This is a genomic window from Streptomyces sp. NPDC086549 (assembly GCF_044746205.1).
GTDB lineage: Bacteria > Actinomycetota > Actinomycetes > Streptomycetales > Streptomycetaceae > Streptomyces.
Genome location: NZ_JBIVBS010000022.1, coordinates 1 through 16,861 on the forward strand (window position 1 = coordinate 1; position 16,861 = coordinate 16,861).

A 16,861-nucleotide genomic window follows, 5' to 3' on the forward strand; every position below is an offset into this window, starting at 1 on the left:
ACGGCTCCAGCCGTTTGGCGCGCCAGAAGTTCGCCATGCCCAGCACCACACCCCGGGCCCGGATCGGAGCGGCGATGAGCGAGTGAATGCCGTAGCCGAGGATGTCTCTGGCCCGCTGCGGGTCCTGCGCCTGCCAGCCCATCGACGCCGAGAGATCGGTCACGAGCTCGGAGCGCCCGCTGCCGTAACCGCGCGCCTGGGGCGTCGTCGGCACGAAATCGATCAGCTCGCCCTTCTCGTACAACGGGTGGTCCTCTCGGATCCCGGAGAAGGCGACACGCCGCATGCCGGTCGCCGTGGGACCCGGCTCCTCCCCGTGCAGCACCCCGTCCGCCAGATCCACCGTCACGAAGTCCGCAAGCCGCGGAACAGCCACCTGCGCCAGCTGATCCGCCGTGCGCACCACATCCAGCGTCGTCCCGATGCCCAGCCCCGCGTCGTACAGCAGCTTCAGCCGCTCCCGCGCCAGCTCCGCCCGGCCCGACACCGCCTGCAGTTCGGTCGAGTCACGCAGCGTCGTCACCGTGGCCCCGCCGCCCCCGGGGTCCGTCGGCCGCTGATTCACCGCCAGCAGCCGCTCCCCGGCGGCGTGCACCTCATCGGTGGCCTCACGGCCGGAGACGAGCAGTGCCACCGTCTCGGTTTCCAGGCTCGACAGTTCCCACACCGGCCGTCCCTCGGCGTCGGGCGGCAGCTCCAGCAGCCGTCTCGCCTCGTCGTTCGCCAGCAGCAGCCGACCGTCCTCACTGACGATCAGCACCCCTTCCCGTACGGAGTGCAGCACCGTGTCGTGGTGGGCGTACATCCGGGTCATCTCGGCCGGGGCGAGGCTGTGGGTCTGGCGTCGCAGCCGTCTGCCGACCAGCGCCGTTCCGCCGGTCGCCACCAGGAGCGCTCCGGCCCCGGCGGTCAGGATGATCGGCAGCTGCCGGTTCACCTCGCTGGTCACGTTCTTGACCTTCAGGCCCGCCGAGACCAGGGCGGTCACCTTGCCGTCGGTGCCGTAGATGGGCACGGTGGCCTGCACCTCGTGGCCCAGCGGACCGTGGACGCTCTCTGTATAGACCTTTCCGGCCAGCGACGGCTCGATCGTGCCGACGAAGCGCTTCCCGATCCGGTCCGGCAGGGGATGGGTGTAGCGGATTCCCTTGGTGTCCATGACCACGATGAAGTCGACGCCCGCGGATCTGCGCCCCGCCTCGGTGAGCGGCTGCAGCACCTTCGACGGCTCGGGGAGCTTCAGCGCCTCCTGGATGCCCGGAGCGTGCGCGAAGGTCTGCGCGACGGCTATGGACCGGCGCTTGGCCTCGGAGCTGGTGTCCCGTTCCGACTGCAGGACGAGGGCGAAGACGGCACAGACCACGAGCAGCACGACCAGCGCCACCTGGAGCACGAAGACCTGCCCGGCAACACTTCGCGGGCTCTTGCCGGTGAGCGAGCGCCATGAGAAGCGTCGAAACCGGGCGAATCTGTCCGCCATGCGACATTTGTAGCACCGGTAATTCCTGGTGGCTATGGCCTGCTTCAACCTGATGCAAGTTGGGGACCGCGTCGTCACTCCCGGTTCACCCCAGGTCCCCGCCCTTGGGCACCGGGCGTTTACAGCTGTCGCGGTCCGCGCTAACTTCGCAGGAGAGTGGGGTGGGAGCGCTCCCATTCGGTGGACCGGAACCCGCCGTGCGGGCCAGCTCCCGCCCCATGTGCCGATCGGCGCACCCCCGCACATCTTCCGCCTGACCGTCCGACCGCAGAGGGGCAAGTGTCATGCCCATGGCAATCCTTAGGTGTCCGCGATTACCGCGCTCCACCCCTCGCAATGCCTTCTTCCTGATCTTCCTGGCCCTGCTCACCACCGTCCCGGCCCTGGGGCTGATCCTCGCCACCGGCACCCGTGCCGAGGCCCACGGCACTCCCATGAAGCCGGGCAGCCGTACCTTCCTGTGCTGGCAGGACGGGCTCACCGACACCGGGGAGATCAAGCCCGTCAACCCCGCCTGCAAGGCGGCCCAGCAGGTCAGCGGCACCACGCCGTTCTACAACTGGTTCTCGGTGCTCCGCTCGGACGGTGCCGGCCGCACCCGCGGCTTCGTGCCCGACGGCGAGCTGTGCAGTGGCGGCAACCCCAACTTCACGGGGTTCGACCTGCCGCGCAGTGACTGGTCGGTCACCCACCTCACCTCGGGTGCGACCGTCGACTTCTCCTACAACGCCTGGGCGGCGCACCCGGGCTGGTTCTACGTCTACATCACCAAGGACGGCTTCGACCCGACCAAGACGCTCACCTGGAACGACATGGAGGACCAGCCGTTCCTCACGGTCGACCACCCGCCGCTCAACGGCACCCCGGGCACGGTCGAGGCCGACTACTCCTGGACCGGCACGCTCCCGGCCAACAAGTCGGGGCGCCACATCATCTACATGGTCTGGCAGCGCTCGGACAGCACTGAGACGTTCTACTCCTGCTCCGACGTGGTCTTCGACGGCGGCAACGGCGAGGTGACCGGCATCCATGACCCGGGCAACCCCACCGAGCCCCCGCCGGGCACCTGCACGGCGACCCGGAGGACGACGAACAGCTGGCCCGGCGGCTACCAGTCCGAGGTGACCGTGACCAACAGCGGCGACGTGCCGATGCTCGGCTGGATGGTCGACTGGACGCTGCCGGGCGGTCAGTCGGTGGCCAGCCTGTGGAACGGCAATGCCACGTACAGCGGGCAGGACATGATGGTCCACAACGCCGACTGGAACGGCTCGCTGAGTCCGGGGCAGAGCACGACGTTCGGGTACGTCGTCCAGGGCTCCGGCGGTGACAGCGCGACGACCCTGGCCTGTCAGGTCGGTTGATCCGCTCTGGGCGGACCCGGTGGCGGTGCACACCGGGTCCGCGAGCCGGGCGGCGAGGGGGGTTCGGTCCGCCCGGAGGTGGCTCCCCCGCTCGACCGGGACAGTGAGCTCGGGAGAGCGTGGCTTGTGTCGGCACCGTGATGGCGACAACGTTGTCTCGGTGGTCTGTACATGACTTTACCGTCCCAACGGACAACGATGTCAAGGGACTTCGGTTCACCCAACAGGGTGGTCCCGGCGCGCGTCGGCGCTGGTGCACGCGGTCTTCCGTGGTACGGCTGGCGCACGCTACTGTCCCTGCGGCTTGTGCGACCCGTGATGCGCGACCCGTCCGAAGGAGGAGGGCCGCGCCATGCGTTTCCGTCCCATGTCCCTGCTGCTCGCCGCGGTACTCGCGGCCGGCGGATCCCCCGCCCTCGCGGCGACCGCCGCACCCCCCGATCTCGTCAGGGATGCCACCGCCTACGTCGACCCGCTGATCGGCACCAGGAACGGCGGCGACACCTTCCCGGGCGCCGTCGTGCCGTTCGGCATGCTCTCCTGGAGCCCGGAGAACACCAGAGGCGACGCCGGCCGGACCGCCGCACCCGGCGGCTACCAGTACGACGCCACGCGCATCCGCGGTTTCAGCCTCACCCACATGTCCGGCACGGGCTGTGCGGGCGGCAGCGGCGACATCCCGTTCTTCCCGTACGCGGGCGAGGTCACCTCGTCCCCCGCAAGGGACACCAAGGACGCCGTCTACGCCTCCGACTTCGGCCATGCCGACGAGACCGCCGAACCCGGCCACTACAAGGTGGGCCTCGCCTCCGGCGTCACGGCCGACCTCACCGCGACCGCACGCACCGGCTCGGCCCGTTTCACCTTCCCCGACGACAAGCCCGCCTCGCTGCTCGTCCGCACCGCCAACTCCGAGGCGGGGTCCACGGATTCGTCGATCACCATCGACCCGGACACCCGCACCGTCTCCGGCTCCGTCACCTCGGGCGACTTCTGCGGCTACCTCGATCCCGAGGGCCAACGCGCCTACTACACCCTCTACTTCACCGCCCGCTTCGACCGCGCCTTCAAGGCCACCGGCACCTGGGAGGACGACAGGCTGAACCCGGGGGCGACGTCCGCCTCCGGCGGGACCGGCGGCTTCTCCCACGGCGGGCGGCCCGTCGCGGGCAAGGGCGCGGGCGGGTACGTCGAGTTCGCGCCCGGCACCGGTCCGGTGAACGTCAAGGTCGGCATCTCGTACGTGAGCCGGGCGGGCGCCGAGGCGAACCTCGCGGCCGAGAACCCGTCGTACCGCTCCTTCGACGCGGTGCGGAACGCGGCCCGGGCGGCCTGGCGCGACCGCCTGGACGCCGTCCGCGTCGGCGGCGGCACGGACGCCGACCGCACCACCTTCTACACCGCCCTCTACCACTCCCTCCTGCACCCGAACGTCATCAGCGACGCCGACGGCCGGTACCGGGGCAGCGACGACGAGGTGCACCGGGTCGGCTTCGGCCACCGGGCCCAGTACGGCACCTTCTCCGGCTGGGACGTCTACCGCGACCAGGTGCAGCTGCTCACCCTGCTCGACCCGCGCACCGGCTCGGACGTCGCACAGTCGCTGTACGAACTCGCCCGGCAGAACGGCGGGGTCTGGGACCGGTGGCTGCACGGCGCGAGCGGCACGCACGTCATGAACGGCGACCCCTCGCCCACCGCGCTCGCCGGAATCCGGGCCTTCGGCGGCACGGACTTCGACCTGCGCGGCGCGCTGGACTCGCTGGTCGGGGCGGCCACGGTACCGACGGAGCAGGACCTGTCGGCGGCGGGCAAGCCGGTGCTGTCGGTCGGCCAACGCCCGTCCCTGGACAAGTACCTGGCGCACCACTACATGCCGTCCGTGTCCAATGCCTGGAGCGGCGCCGCCGAGACCCTGGAGATGTCCACCGCCGACTTCTCGCTCTCCCAACTGGCCACTGCGGCAGGGGAGAAGGGCACGGCGGCTGCCTTCGCCCGCCGGGCCCAGTGGTGGCAGAACAACTTCGACATCGCCGCCGATCCCAGCGGCGGCTACATCGCCGACCGCAAGGCCGACGGCAGCTGGGTCACCGGCTTCGCACCCGACACCGGCAGCGGGTTCGTGGAGGGCACGGCCGCCCAGTACACCTGGATGGTCCAGCACAACCCGGCGGGCCTGTTCGCGGCGATGGGCGGTACCGGCAAGGCCCTCGCCCGGCTCGACGACTTCTTCCACAACGCGGACGGAAGCTGGGCGTTCACCGGCAGCGGGGGCGCCAAGTCCGAACTGGACAACGAGCCGTCGGTGAACGTCCCCTACCTGTACGACTACGCGGGCGCCCCGTACAAGGCGCAGGAGACGGTCCGGGCGGCGATGCGGCAGCTCTGGTCGACGCGGCCCGGCGGCATCCCCGGCAACGACGACCTCGGCGCCATGTCGTCCTGGTACGTCTTCTCCACGCTCGGCATGTACCCCCAGGTGCCGTCACGTGCCGAACTCGTCCTCGCCTCACCGCTGTTCGAGCGGATCGAGATCGACCGCCCGCACGGCAACGAGATCTCCATCCGTGCGACGGGGGCGGCCGCCGACGCACCCTACGTCCAGTCCCTGAAGGTCAACGGCCTCACCAGCGACCGGCCTTGGCTCCCGGCCTCCTTCGTACGGGACGGCGGCCGGCTGGACTACACGCTGTCCGGCACCCCGAACCGCGCCTGGGGCACATCCGCCCCGCCGCCGTCCTTCCGGGAGGGCGAGCAGCCGTACCAGATCGGCGTCGGCCCGACCGCGGCCACGGTCGCGCCCGGCGCCGGCACGAAGGTCGGCATCCGCGCCCTGTCGCTGAACGGCGGCACGGGCCCCGAGGTCCGCTTCCACGTCGAGACCCCGGACGGCATCACGGCCACGCCCACCGAGGGCACCGTGACCGACGGCTCGCAGGAGATCACCCTCTCCGCCGCCGACGACATCCACCAGGGGTTCTACGACGTCAAGGTCACCGTGACCTCGGACGACACCTCGTACGAGCAGCCGGTCGCCCTGACCGTGGCCGCCCCCGGCACCCTCCTCGCCGCCTACAACGACACCGGCATCTCGGACGACGCCGGCGACCACGCCGAGGCCGACTACGACGGCGGCGGCTGGAGCTACTCCCGCCAGGCCCTCGCGGCGGCGGGCCTGACCCCGGGCACGCAGGGCACCGTCGACGGCCTCACCTTCACCTGGCCCGGCTCGCCCTCCGGCCGCCCGGACAACGCCTCCTCGGCCGGCCAGACCATCGAGCCGACCGCCCCGGCGAGCAGGCTGTCCTTCATCGGCAGCGGGGTCAACGGCAACCAGCAGACCCGGGCGACCGTCACCTACACCGACGGCACCACCGACACGATCGACCTCTCCTTCACCGACTGGACCGTCGGCGGAGGCGGCGGCACCGTCCAGTACGGCAACGAGGTCGTCGCCAGGAGCGCGTACCGCAACGTCGCCGGCGCGGACAAGGACCCGGTGGCGGCCTACGTCTTCGCGACCAGGCCGTTCGAAGCACCGGCCGGGAAGACCATCAGGAGCGTGAAGCTCCCGGTGAACAGGGACCTGCACGTGTTCACCCTCGCGACCGGCTGAGCGGGGACAGCAGAACAGAGGGGGCGGGCCCGGCCGGGCCCGCCCCCTTCCCGCCCCGCGGGTCAGGCGAGCAGTTCCACCTCCGCCAGCGTCGACTCGGAGTCGAGGACCAGCCGGTACTTCGCGTACGAGCCCGGCGCGGCGACGGTGAACGCCCGCGTCTGCCTGTCCCAGGGGAACGACTCGGCGGAGCGCCGGTCCAGGGTCTGCCAGGTCGTGCCGTCCGTGGAGCCCTGGAGGGTCCAGCCGGTCGGCGCCTTCGTGTGGTCGGCGGACGACGTCAGCGTGTACTGGACCGCCTTGGCTGCGCCGGCCACGGGCAGGTCCACCGAGGTGACCGTCGCGTCCGTCGCCGACGTGTTGTCGAACAGGGCGCCGTCACCGTTCAGCACGTCCGCGCGTGGCGTCGGGACCTTGTCGTCCTGGGTGATGGAGGCCGGGGCCGCGTTCCTGCCCGAACCCCACGCCGAGGGCTTCGAGCCCATGCGGAAGTCCAGCACCCCGCCCTTGGCGAGCAGCGAGTGGGGGAGCGAGGTCGACGTCCAGGGGCGGCCGTTGACTGTCAGACCCTGCACGTACACGTTCTCCGCGCTGTTCCTCGGCGCCCTGATGACCAGGTCCCGGCCGTTCTCCAGATGGACGGTCGCCTTCTTGAACAGCGGGGAACCGATCGCGTACTCGCCGCTGCCCATCACCAGCGGGTAGAAGCCGAGCGAGGAGAAGAGGTACCAGGCCGACTGCTCGCCGTTGTCCTCGTCGCCGTGGTAGCCCTGACCGATCTCGCTGCCCGTGTAGAGGCGGGAGAGCGCCTCACGGACGTACCGCTGTGCCTTCCAGGGCTGGGCGGCCGCGTCGTACATGTAGATCACATGGTGCGCGACCTGGTTGGAGTGGCCGTACATGCCCATCCGCACGTCGCGCGCCTCGGTCATCTCGTGGATGACGCCGCCGTAGGAGCCGACGTGGTCGGGGGAGGCCGTCTCCGGGGTGGAGAAGTACTCGTCGAGCTTGTCGGCCAGGGCGCCCCGCCCGCCGTAGAGGTTGGCGAGTCCGCGGCTGTCCTGCGGGGCGGTGAAGGCGTAGCCCCAGCCGTTGGTCTCCGTGTAGTCGTACCCCCACACACGCGGGTCGTACTTCGACGAGTCCAGGCGCCAGTTCCCCTTGGCGTCCCGGCCCTGGAAGAAGCCCGCCTTGGAGTCGAAGAGGTTCACATAGTCCTGGGCGCGGTTGAGGAAGTACGCGGACTCCTCCTTGTAGTGCTTCTCGCCGGTCTTCCGGTAGAGGACCTCGCCCATCTTCGCGATGCCGTAGTCGTTGACATAGCCCTCCATCGCCCACGACAGGCCCTCGTGGGTGTCGGTGCCGGTGTAGCCGAGGAAGGGCGAGGTGCTCATGCCCTTGCGGCCCACACCCGAGGACGGGGGGACGACGGTGGCGTTCTTCAGGGCCGCGTCGTACGCCGCCTTCGCGTCGAAGTCGACGCCCTTGACGTACGCGTCCGCGAACGCGACGTCCGAGGAGGTGCCCGTCATGAGGTCGGCGTAGCCGGGGGAGGACCAGCGGGAGGTCCAGCCGCCGTCCTTGTACTGCTGCACGAACCCGTCGACCATCTCGCCCGCCTGGCCGGGTGTCAGGAGCGAGTACGCGGGCCAGGTCGTCCGGTAGGTGTCCCAGAAGCCGTTGTTGACGTACACCTTGCCGTCCACGATCTTCGCGCCGGTGTGCGTCGGGGTGTCCGGGCCCGGCATGGGGGAGAAGGGCGAGGCGTACTGGTACGTGCCGCCGACCCTCTCGAAGCCGGAGTTGGGGTACAGGTACAGCCGGTACATCGAGGAGTACAGCGTGGTCAGCTGGTCCGGGGTCGCGCCCTCGATCTCGACCTTGCCGAGCAGCCGGTCCCAGGTCCGCTGCGCCCGTGCCTTCACCGTGTCGAAAGACGTGCCGTCGGGGATCTCCTGGCGCAGGTTGTCCTTCGCCTGGTCGATGCTGATCAGCGAGGTCGCCAGACGCAGGGTGACGGTGCGGTCCGCGCCCGCGTCGAACCGCAGATAGCCCTTGACTCCGGCGGCGCCCCCGTCCGTCACCGGCTTGTCGAACTCCCCGTACACGAACAGCCGGGTCGCGCCCGTCGACAGACCGGACTTCACGTCGGAGTAGCCGGTGACGATCCCGTGGTCCTTGTCGAGGGTGAGGCCCGCCTGCTCGGTGACGTTGTCGAAGAGCACGCTCGCGTCGTCGCCGGGATAGGTGAAGCGCAGCGCGGCGGCGTGGTCGGTCGGGGTCATCTCCGCCGTCAGGCCGTTCTCGAACCGCACGCCGTAGTAGTACGGCCGTGCCGTCTCGTTCTCGTGCCGGAAGGCCAGCGCCCGTGCCGTGCGGCCGGTGTCCGGGGTGCCGGCGGCGGACGGCATCAGCTGGAAGGTCTGCCGGTCACCCATCCAGGGGCTGGGCTCGTGGCTCGCGCTGAACGCCTGGATGGTCGGCAGATTTGCGTCGTTGTTCGCTCGTGCGTACTCGTACAGCCAGCTCAGTGAGGACGCGTTGGTCACCGGCGTCCAGAAGTTGAAGCCGTGCGGCAGGGCGGTCGCCGGGAAGTCGTTGCCGCGCGAGAAGCTGCCGCTGGAGTTGGTGCCGCGGGTGGTCAGCGCGTAGTCCGACAGGTGTGCCTTGGGCTTCTGTGGGGCCACCGTCCTGATCGCCACGTCGTCGATCCAGCCGCGGAACTTCGCCGGACCGGCGGGGGAGTCGTACGCCACCAGGATCCGGTCCACGGTCTTCCCCGCCGCGACCGAGCCGATCCGTGAGGCCACGTTGTTCCACTGGTTGACGTACAGCGCCTTCGACGCGCCCTGGCCCCGCGGTGAGAGCGGGAAGCCGTGCTGGTCGGTCGCGCCCAGGCCGCTCAGATACGTCCCGTCCGTGAAGGCCAGGTCGACGGAGACGTTCGTGGCGTCGTAGTCCAGGTCGCCGTCGGCCATGGAGGGGAAGATCCGGTACGACAGCTGTGTGCCGTGGCCGACCCTCACGTTCACGTCGAAGACCTTGTTGTACGAGTACGCCCGGCCGGTCGCCGTGTGCCGTCCGGCGTACCGCAGGGCCCGGGTGCCGGTGAAGCCGGCGCGGGCCTTCGCGGTCGGCGAGCCGCTCGGGCCGCGGTCGACGAGGGAGAGCATGTCCTGCGGGACCGGGCCGCCGCTGCCGCCCGTGGAGAACTGCACGTCGGCGAGTTGGACGATGCCCGAAGCGCCGTTGTTCCTCGTGATGTCGAGCCGGAAGTGCTGGTACTCGGCCGGTTCGGCGAGATCGTATGATTTCGTCTGGAACCGTTCGGAGAAGGACTCGCCGGAGCGGGTGTCGACGGTCGTCCAGTCCTTGCCGTCCGTGGAGCCCTGGAGGGTCCAGTCCTTCGGGTCGCGCTCGTCGTAGTCGTTGGCCGACGTGAGGGCGTATGTCACCAGCTTGATCGGTTTGTCCAGGTCGAACTCGACCCAGCCGGTGGGCTCGAAGGCCAGCCACTTGGTGTCCGGCTCCCCGTCGACGAGGTTCTCCTTCACCTCGCCCGCGCCCGTGTTCTCGCCGCTCGCCCGCACATCGGTGACGTGGTCGGTGACATTGCCCGGGATGCCGGTACTGTAGCCGCCGTCGACGCCCGAGGCGCGCCTGCTCCCGTCCGGCTCCGTGTCGACCGTGTTCAGCCACTCCGGCGCCGGGTCGTCCGCCTCGAACGAGGATGCGAACTCCCGGTCGGCGACCGGTGCCTTGGCGGGCAGGGCGACCGCGGCCCCCTGCGAGCCCACCGCCATGACGAAGGCGGCCGTCAGGACGGCCGCCGGACCCCATCTGTGCCGAGTTCTCCGCTGCAACAAAACGGGTACCCTCCCTGCGCGTACCGAGGACAACGTTGTCAACTACCTGCGCAGGAACCAGTAGGGAGTCAAGTGGCCGTTGGTGTCAAGGGTGTTGGGTGCGGCATTCGGCGGCCTATGGTGCGGATTTTTCCGGCAGGGCGGCCACAGGCGCCTCATATTTCCGAGAGGTCTCAACTCGGAAAAGACCCATGTCCAACCTTGCGTTCGATCTTGCTCCGTCGGCCGGAAGTGGACTATACCTGTCGGCGTTTCCTGCACGACCCAGCGCTACCCGACCGCGGTGCCGGGAGGATCCGGTTCACCGCCTGAGTCCTGGAGAAGGCGAGGACTTGAGCATGGGATCCACTTCCGCAGCGAACCCCGGTAACGAGGGTGTAGGCCGTCGCGATCTGATCAGGAGGTCCGCGGCACTCGGCCTGCTGACCATTCCCACGGCCGGTTTTCTGTCCGCCTGCGCCAGCGGCGGCGGCGACAACAACTCCAACGACGGCGACCAGGGCAAGACGTCCAAGTCGAACCCCTTCGGCGTGAAGAAGGGCGGCAATCTCGACGTCGTCATCTTCAAGGGCGGGTACGGCGACGACTACGCCAAGGCGTGGGAGTCGGACTACCAGAAGAAGCTCGGCATCACCTCCACCCACACCGGCACCCAGGAGATCACCGGCAAGCTCCAGCCCCGCTTCAACGCCGGCAACCCGCCGGACATCGTGGACGACTCCGGCGCCCAGCAGATCAAGGTCGACGTCCTGTACAAGAACGGCCAGCTGCTCGACCTCGCCTCGGTGCTCGACGCGCCGTCGGTCGACGATCCGAGCAAGAAGGTCCGGGACATGATCATCCCGGGCACCCTGGACGCGGGTATGCAGGAGGGCAAGATCGTCGCCCTGAACTACATCTACACCGTGTGGGGTCTGTGGTACTCCGGCAAGCTCTTCAAGGAGAAGGGCTGGGAGGAGCCCAAGACCTGGGCCGACTTCCTCACCATCTGTCAGGACGCCAAGAAGCAGGGCATCGGCGGCCTGGCCCACCAGGGCAAGTACCCGTACTACATCAACGTCGCCATCATGGACCTGATCGCCAAGACGGGCGGTCTGGACGCGATGAAGGCGATCGACAACCTCGACCCCAAGGCGTTCGTCGGCTCGGACGCGGCCAAGGCCGGTGTCGAGGCGATCTACGAGGTCGTCGAGAAGGGCCTGCTGATGCCCGGCACCAACGGCCTCACCCACACCGAGTCGCAGACCCGCTGGAACCAGTACAAGGCCGCCTTCATCACCTGCGGTTCCTGGCTGGAGAACGAGCAGCTCAAGCAGACCCCGGCGGACTTCGACATGAAGTTCATGCCGATGCCGCTGGTGCCCGGCAGCAAGCTGCCGTTCGAGGCGATCCGGGCCGGCTCCGGCGAACCCTTCATCATCCCGGCGAAGGCGAAGAACCTGGCCGGGGCGAAGGAGTTCATGCGGCGCATGCTCTCCAAGGAGTGGTCGACGCTGTTCGCCAAGGAGGCCAACTCGCTCACCATCCTCAAGGACGGCGTCGACCCCAGCGTCAAGCTCCGGCCGGGCACCCAGTCCACCGTCGAGGCGTCCAAGGCGGCCGGTGACAACACCTTCCGCTACCTGTACCCCGAGTGGTACAGCGAGATGGACACGGCCATCCAGAACGCGTCCAACGAACTGATGGCCAAGCGCATCCAGCCGAAGGAGTGGCTGAAGCGGTGCCAGGCCGCGGTCGACAAGCAGGCCAAGGACCCGGCTTCCAAGAAGAACCACCGGGACTGACCGCAACGCCGTATCCCGGGCCGGAGAACTCCGGCCCGGGGGAGGGACACCAGGGGCAGGAACGCCAATGCGCAAAGGGCAGTACAGGTTCGTCGCGGGATTTCTCTTCGTGCCCGTGGCGCTTTATCTGATCTTCGTGATCTGGCCGTACCTCCAGACGTTCGGCTATTCGCTGACCGACTGGAAGGGCCAGTCGCAGACCTTCAAGTTCGTCGGACTGGACAACTACAAGGCGCTGTTCCAGGACGACGTCTTCATGCAGGCCATCTGGCACAACATCCTGTTCCTGATCTTCATCCCGGTGATCACCATTCTGCTCGCCCTGTTCTTCGCGTTCATGGTGAACGCGGGCGGACGCAGCAGGGCGGGCGGAGTGCAGGGTGTCGCTGGATCCAAGTTCTACAAAATTGTCTACTTCTTCCCGCAGGTGCTGTCGCTGGCGATCGTCGCGGTGCTGTTCAACGCGGTGTACCGCAGCGACGGCGGCGGCCTCCTCAACGGCTTCCTGATCAAACTCGGACTGGTCGACGCCGACAATCCGGTGGAATGGCTGAACGAGCCCAACATGGTGCTGTGGGCGCTGATGGCGGCCGTCGTCTGGCACGGCGTCGGCTTCTATCTGGTGCTGTTCTCGGCCGCCATGCAGTCCATCCCCAGGGACATCTACGAGGCCGCCCTGATCGACGGCGCGGGCCGCAACCAGTCCTTCTTCCGCATCACCCTGCCCCTGCTGTGGGACACGGTGCAGACCGCCTGGGTCTATCTGGGCATCGTCGCGATGGACATGTTCGTCCTGGTCTCCTCCATGACCCAGAACATGGGCGCGTACGGCGGCGGCCCCGACCACCACAGCGACGTGATGTCGACGGTGATGATGCGCAACTTCGAATACTTCGGGAAGAGCGGCTACGCCTGCGCCATGGGCGTGGTCATGCTGGTGCTCACCCTGGTCCTGTCCGTGGTCATGCTGCGCGCCACCCGCCGCGAGCGCGTCGAGTTCTGAGCGGGAGATACGACGACATGAGCGCACCTCTCAAGGAATCCGTGGCGGTCCCCGCCGAGCGGCCCGCCGACAAGCTGCCCGCCCGCGCCGGCGACCGGCGCGGCGAGGGCATCGCCCTGAACGTGTTCTCGCACGGCTTCCTCGCCCTGTGGGCCCTGCTGATCGTGCTGCCACTGCTGTGGCTGGTGCTCAGCTCCTTCAAGACGGACGCCCAGATCGGCGGCTCGGCGTTCGGCTGGCCGCACAACTGGTCCTTCGACGTCTTCCGCCGTGCCTGGAACAAGGGCATCGGCGACTACTTCCTGAACACCGTCATCGTGCTGGTGTTCAGCGTGCCGCTGACCATGCTCTTCGGCTCGATGGCCGCGTACGTCCTGGCCCGCTACCGGTTCTGGGGCAACCGGCTCCTCTACTACTTCTTCGTCGCCGGCGCGATGTTCCCGGTGTTCCTGGCCCTGGTCCCGCTGTTCTTCATGGTCAAACGGCTGGACATGCTGAACACCTACCAGGGCCTGATCCTGGTCTACGTCGCCTACTCGATGCCGTTCACGGTGTTCTTCATGCACGCCTTCTTCCGGACCCTGCCCACGGCGGTCTTCGAGGCGGCGATCCTGGACGGCGCCTCGCACACCCGGACCTTCTTCCAGGTGATGCTGCCGATGGCGAAGCCGGGTCTGATCAGCGTCGGGATCTTCAACACTTTGGGTCAGTGGAACCAGTTCATCCTGCCGACGGTCCTCATGCAGCCGCAGAGCGGCTCGGACCCGGAGCGGTACGTCCTCACCCAGGGCCTCATCCAGCTCCAGCAACAGCAGGGATACGCCTCTGACCTGCCCGTTCTGTTCGCCGGTGTGACCATCGCCATGGTCCCGATGCTGGTCGTGTACCTGTCCTTCCAGCGTCAGGTACAGGCCGGTCTGACCTCGGCGACCCTGAAATAGTGCCCGTTCGGGGGCGCTCGGAGTAGCGCTCCGAAACGGTCCGTGCGCGCGCCGTTCCCGGCTCCGGGGGCGGCGCGCGGCCGTGTGCGCAAGACCCCGGAAATCGTTCAACCTCTTGACGGGAGGTGACCCTAACGGCTCAGCTTAGAGTTCACTAGTTGGACATAGAGGGGCCTCGCCGAAGCGGTCCCGCGCGCAGGAGGTCGTCGTGGAGACTCCGGGGTCGCAGTCGTCACTGCACCGAGCCAACCTGGAGCGGGTCGTGCGCGCCGTACGACTCGCCGGGTCGCTCACGCAGGCGGAGATCGCCAGGACCACCGGTCTGTCCGCAGCAACCGTCTCCAATATCGTGCGGGAGCTGAAGGACGGCGGAACGGTCGAGGTCACGCCCACGTCGGCGGGCGGCCGAAGGGCCCGCAGCGTCTCCCTGAGCGGGGACGCGGGGATCGTCATCGGCGTCGATTTCGGCCATACGCACCTACGTGTCGCGATCGGCAACCTGGCCCATCAGGTGCTCGCCGAGGAGTCCGAGCCGCTGGATGTGGACGCCTCCGCGGCCCAGGGCTTCGACCGGGCGGAACAGCTGGTCAACCGGTTGATCGAGGCCACGGGGGTCGACCGATCCAAGATCGCCGGGGTGGGTCTCGGCGTGCCCGGGCCGATCGACGTGGAGTCCGGCACGCTCGGCTCGTCCGCCATCCTGCCGGGCTGGATCGGCACCAGACCCGCCGAGGAGCTGCGGGGGCGGCTAGGTGTGCCCGTGCACGTGGACAACGACGCCAACCTGGGCGCCCTGGGCGAGCTGGTCTGGGGCAGTGGCCGCGGGGTGCGTGATCTCGCTTACATCAAGGTCGCGAGCGGTGTCGGCGCCGGCCTGGTGATCGAGGGGAAGATCTACCGCGGACCCGGCGGCACCGCCGGTGAAATCGGACACATCACCCTCGACGAATCCGGCCCGGTCTGCCGCTGCGGCAACCGCGGCTGCCTGGAGACCTTCGCGGCGGCGCGCTATGTGCTCCCGCTGCTCCAGCCCAGCCATGGCACCGATCTGACCATGGAAGGCGTCGTACGGCTGGCCAGGGACGGTGACCCCGGCTGCCGTCGGGTGATCGCCGACGTCGGCCGCCACATCGGCAGCGGTGTGGCAAATCTCTGCAATCTGCTGAACCCGAGCCGGGTGGTCCTCGGCGGCGATCTCGCGGAGGCCGGGGAGCTGGTTCTGGGGCCCATCAGGGAGTCCGTGAGCCGCTATGCGATCCCCAGTGCGGCGCGTCAACTTTCCGTCCTCCCAGGGGCACTTGGCGGCCGCGCCGAGGTGCTCGGAGCGCTCGCCCTCGCCCTCAGCGAGATGGGCGATTCGACCCTTTTGGACGGTACTCTGACTATGTCGGCGCCCGCCTTCACTTAGAGAACGCATGACGCCGTTGCCATCTCGTTAAGTATTTACTTCTTGACGTCGAACTTGCGGCCGAGTTGACTTCGAGCCACCTCGGCCGCAGCGTTGCGGCCCTGTCAGGGAGGCACCCCCAAATGAACGTCACGATGCGTAGAGTCGTCATCGGCACGGCCGCTGTTTCGATGGCCCTGTCCGTGGCCGCCTGTGGCAAGGCCGGCGACAAGAAGGACGACTCGTCGAGCAGCAGCTCCTCCGGCAGCAAGACCATCGGTCTGCTGCTCCCCGACAGCGTGACCGCGCGCTACGAGAAGTTCGACCACCCGCTCTTCGAGGCGAAGGTCAAGGAGCTGTGCTCGGACTGCAAGGTCGAGTACGCGAACGCCGCCGGTGACGCGGCCAAGCAGGCCCAGCAGGTCAGCAGCATGATCACCAAGGGCGTCAAGGTCCTCGTGATCAGCGCCCAGGACTCGGCCGCCATCAAGTCCTCCATCCAGGCCGCCGTCGACAAGGGCATCAAGGTCGTGGCGTACGACCGCCTCGCCCAGGGCCCGGTCTCCGCGTACGTCTCCTTCGACAACGTCAAGGTCGGCGAGCTCCAGGGTCAGGCGCTGCTCGACTCGCTCGGCTCCAAGGCGACCAAGAAGTCGAAGGTCGTCATGATCAACGGTGACGACGCCGACCCGAACGCCGGTCAGTTCAAGAAGGGTGCCCACAACGTCCTCGACGGCAAGGTCGACATCGCCTACGAGCAGTCCGGCCTCTGGAAGGACACGGTCGCCGCGCAGAAGGTGAAGGCGGCCATCACCCAGCTGGGCGCCAAGAAGATCGCGGGCGTCTACGCCGCCAACGACGGCATGGCCGGTGGTATCGCCACCACGCTGAAGGGCGCCGGCATCAGCGGCATCCCGCTGACCGGTCAGGACGCGGAGCTCGCGGGCATCCAGCGCATCGTCGCCGGCACCCAGTCCAGCACCGTCTACAAGGCCTTCAAGCCGGAGGCGGACGCCGCCGCCCAGCTCGCGGTCAACCTGCTGCAGAACAAGGACATCAAGTCCCTGGCCACCCAGGAGCTGACCAGCGGTTCCGGCGACAAGGTGCCCTCGCAGCTGCTGACCCCGGTGTCGGTCACCAAGGCCAACATCAAGGACACGGTGATCGCGGACAAGCTGTACACCGTCGCGGACATCTGCACCGCCGAGTTCGCGAAGGCCTGCAAGGCCGCCGGCCTCCAGTAATCGTTCGAGCGTCACTCGATCAATAGTTCGAGTGACGTTCGGCTGAGGGGCTCGTGCGAGCCGCGCGAGCCCCGACCGCCCAGGCGGTCCCGCGAAACCCCTCCGACGCCCGCCCCGGCCTACATACCCCGCTGCCGGGGCGGGCGTCGGACGGAAACCGTTGCCAAGGGCAGCGG

General features: G+C 68.5%; 8 protein-coding genes and 1 pseudogene. 7 read left to right on the forward strand and 2 right to left on the reverse strand.

Annotation, left to right across the window (positions count from 1 at the left end; translation table 11 throughout):
- Nucleotides 1-1,480 (reverse strand): annotated as a pseudogene (locus tag ACIPSA_RS43330) (histidine kinase); the annotation flags it as partial.
- A gap of 290 nt (nucleotides 1,481-1,770) precedes the next feature.
- Here ACIPSA_RS43330 and ACIPSA_RS43335 point away from each other — a divergent pair.
- Both ACIPSA_RS43335 and ACIPSA_RS43340 read left to right on the forward strand, forming a co-directional pair.
- Nucleotides 1,771-2,844: a lytic polysaccharide monooxygenase gene (locus ACIPSA_RS43335; protein WP_402645905.1), complete on the forward strand. Its 1,074-nt coding sequence runs from the start codon at nucleotides 1,771-1,773 to the stop codon at nucleotides 2,842-2,844.
- 352 nt (nucleotides 2,845-3,196) lie between these two features.
- Entirely contained in the window at nucleotides 3,197-6,460 is a 3,264-nt protein-coding gene (locus ACIPSA_RS43340; RefSeq protein WP_402645633.1) for a GH92 family glycosyl hydrolase, read from the forward strand.
- Between the two features lie 62 nt (nucleotides 6,461-6,522).
- Here ACIPSA_RS43340 and ACIPSA_RS43345 read toward each other — a convergent pair whose 3' ends face one another.
- The gene (locus ACIPSA_RS43345; protein WP_402645908.1) at nucleotides 6,523-10,263 is read right to left on the reverse strand and encodes a GH92 family glycosyl hydrolase; all 3,741 of its coding nucleotides are present in this window, start codon (nucleotides 10,261-10,263) and stop codon (nucleotides 6,523-6,525) included.
- Nucleotides 10,264-10,664: 401 nt separating this feature from the next.
- Between ACIPSA_RS43345 and ngcE the strand changes: the two genes are divergently transcribed.
- The 5 genes from ngcE to ACIPSA_RS43370 all read left to right on the forward strand — a co-directional run bounded on the left by ngcE (nucleotide 10,665) and on the right by ACIPSA_RS43370 (nucleotide 16,685).
- Entirely contained in the window at nucleotides 10,665-12,110 is a 1,446-nt protein-coding gene (gene ngcE / locus ACIPSA_RS43350; RefSeq protein WP_402645635.1) for an N-acetylglucosamine/diacetylchitobiose ABC transporter substrate-binding protein, read from the forward strand.
- A 67-nt stretch (nucleotides 12,111-12,177) separates the two neighbouring features.
- Nucleotides 12,178-13,113, forward strand: coding sequence for a carbohydrate ABC transporter permease (locus ACIPSA_RS43355; protein WP_402645638.1), 936 nt, complete (start codon nucleotides 12,178-12,180; stop codon nucleotides 13,111-13,113).
- A gap of 17 nt (nucleotides 13,114-13,130) precedes the next feature.
- Nucleotides 13,131-14,054 (forward strand): carbohydrate ABC transporter permease, encoded by a 924-nt coding sequence (locus ACIPSA_RS43360; RefSeq protein WP_402645641.1) that lies wholly within the window; start codon nucleotides 13,131-13,133, stop codon nucleotides 14,052-14,054.
- 208 nt (nucleotides 14,055-14,262) lie between these two features.
- On the forward strand, nucleotides 14,263-15,462 hold the full coding sequence (locus ACIPSA_RS43365; protein ID WP_402645644.1) for an ROK family transcriptional regulator: 1,200 nt from the start codon (nucleotides 14,263-14,265) through the stop codon (nucleotides 15,460-15,462).
- Nucleotides 15,463-15,584: 122 nt separating this feature from the next.
- Nucleotides 15,585-16,685, forward strand: a complete 1,101-nt coding sequence (locus tag ACIPSA_RS43370; RefSeq protein WP_402645646.1) for a sugar ABC transporter substrate-binding protein — start codon at nucleotides 15,585-15,587, stop codon at nucleotides 16,683-16,685.
- The last annotated feature ends 176 nt before the right edge of the window (nucleotides 16,686-16,861 follow it).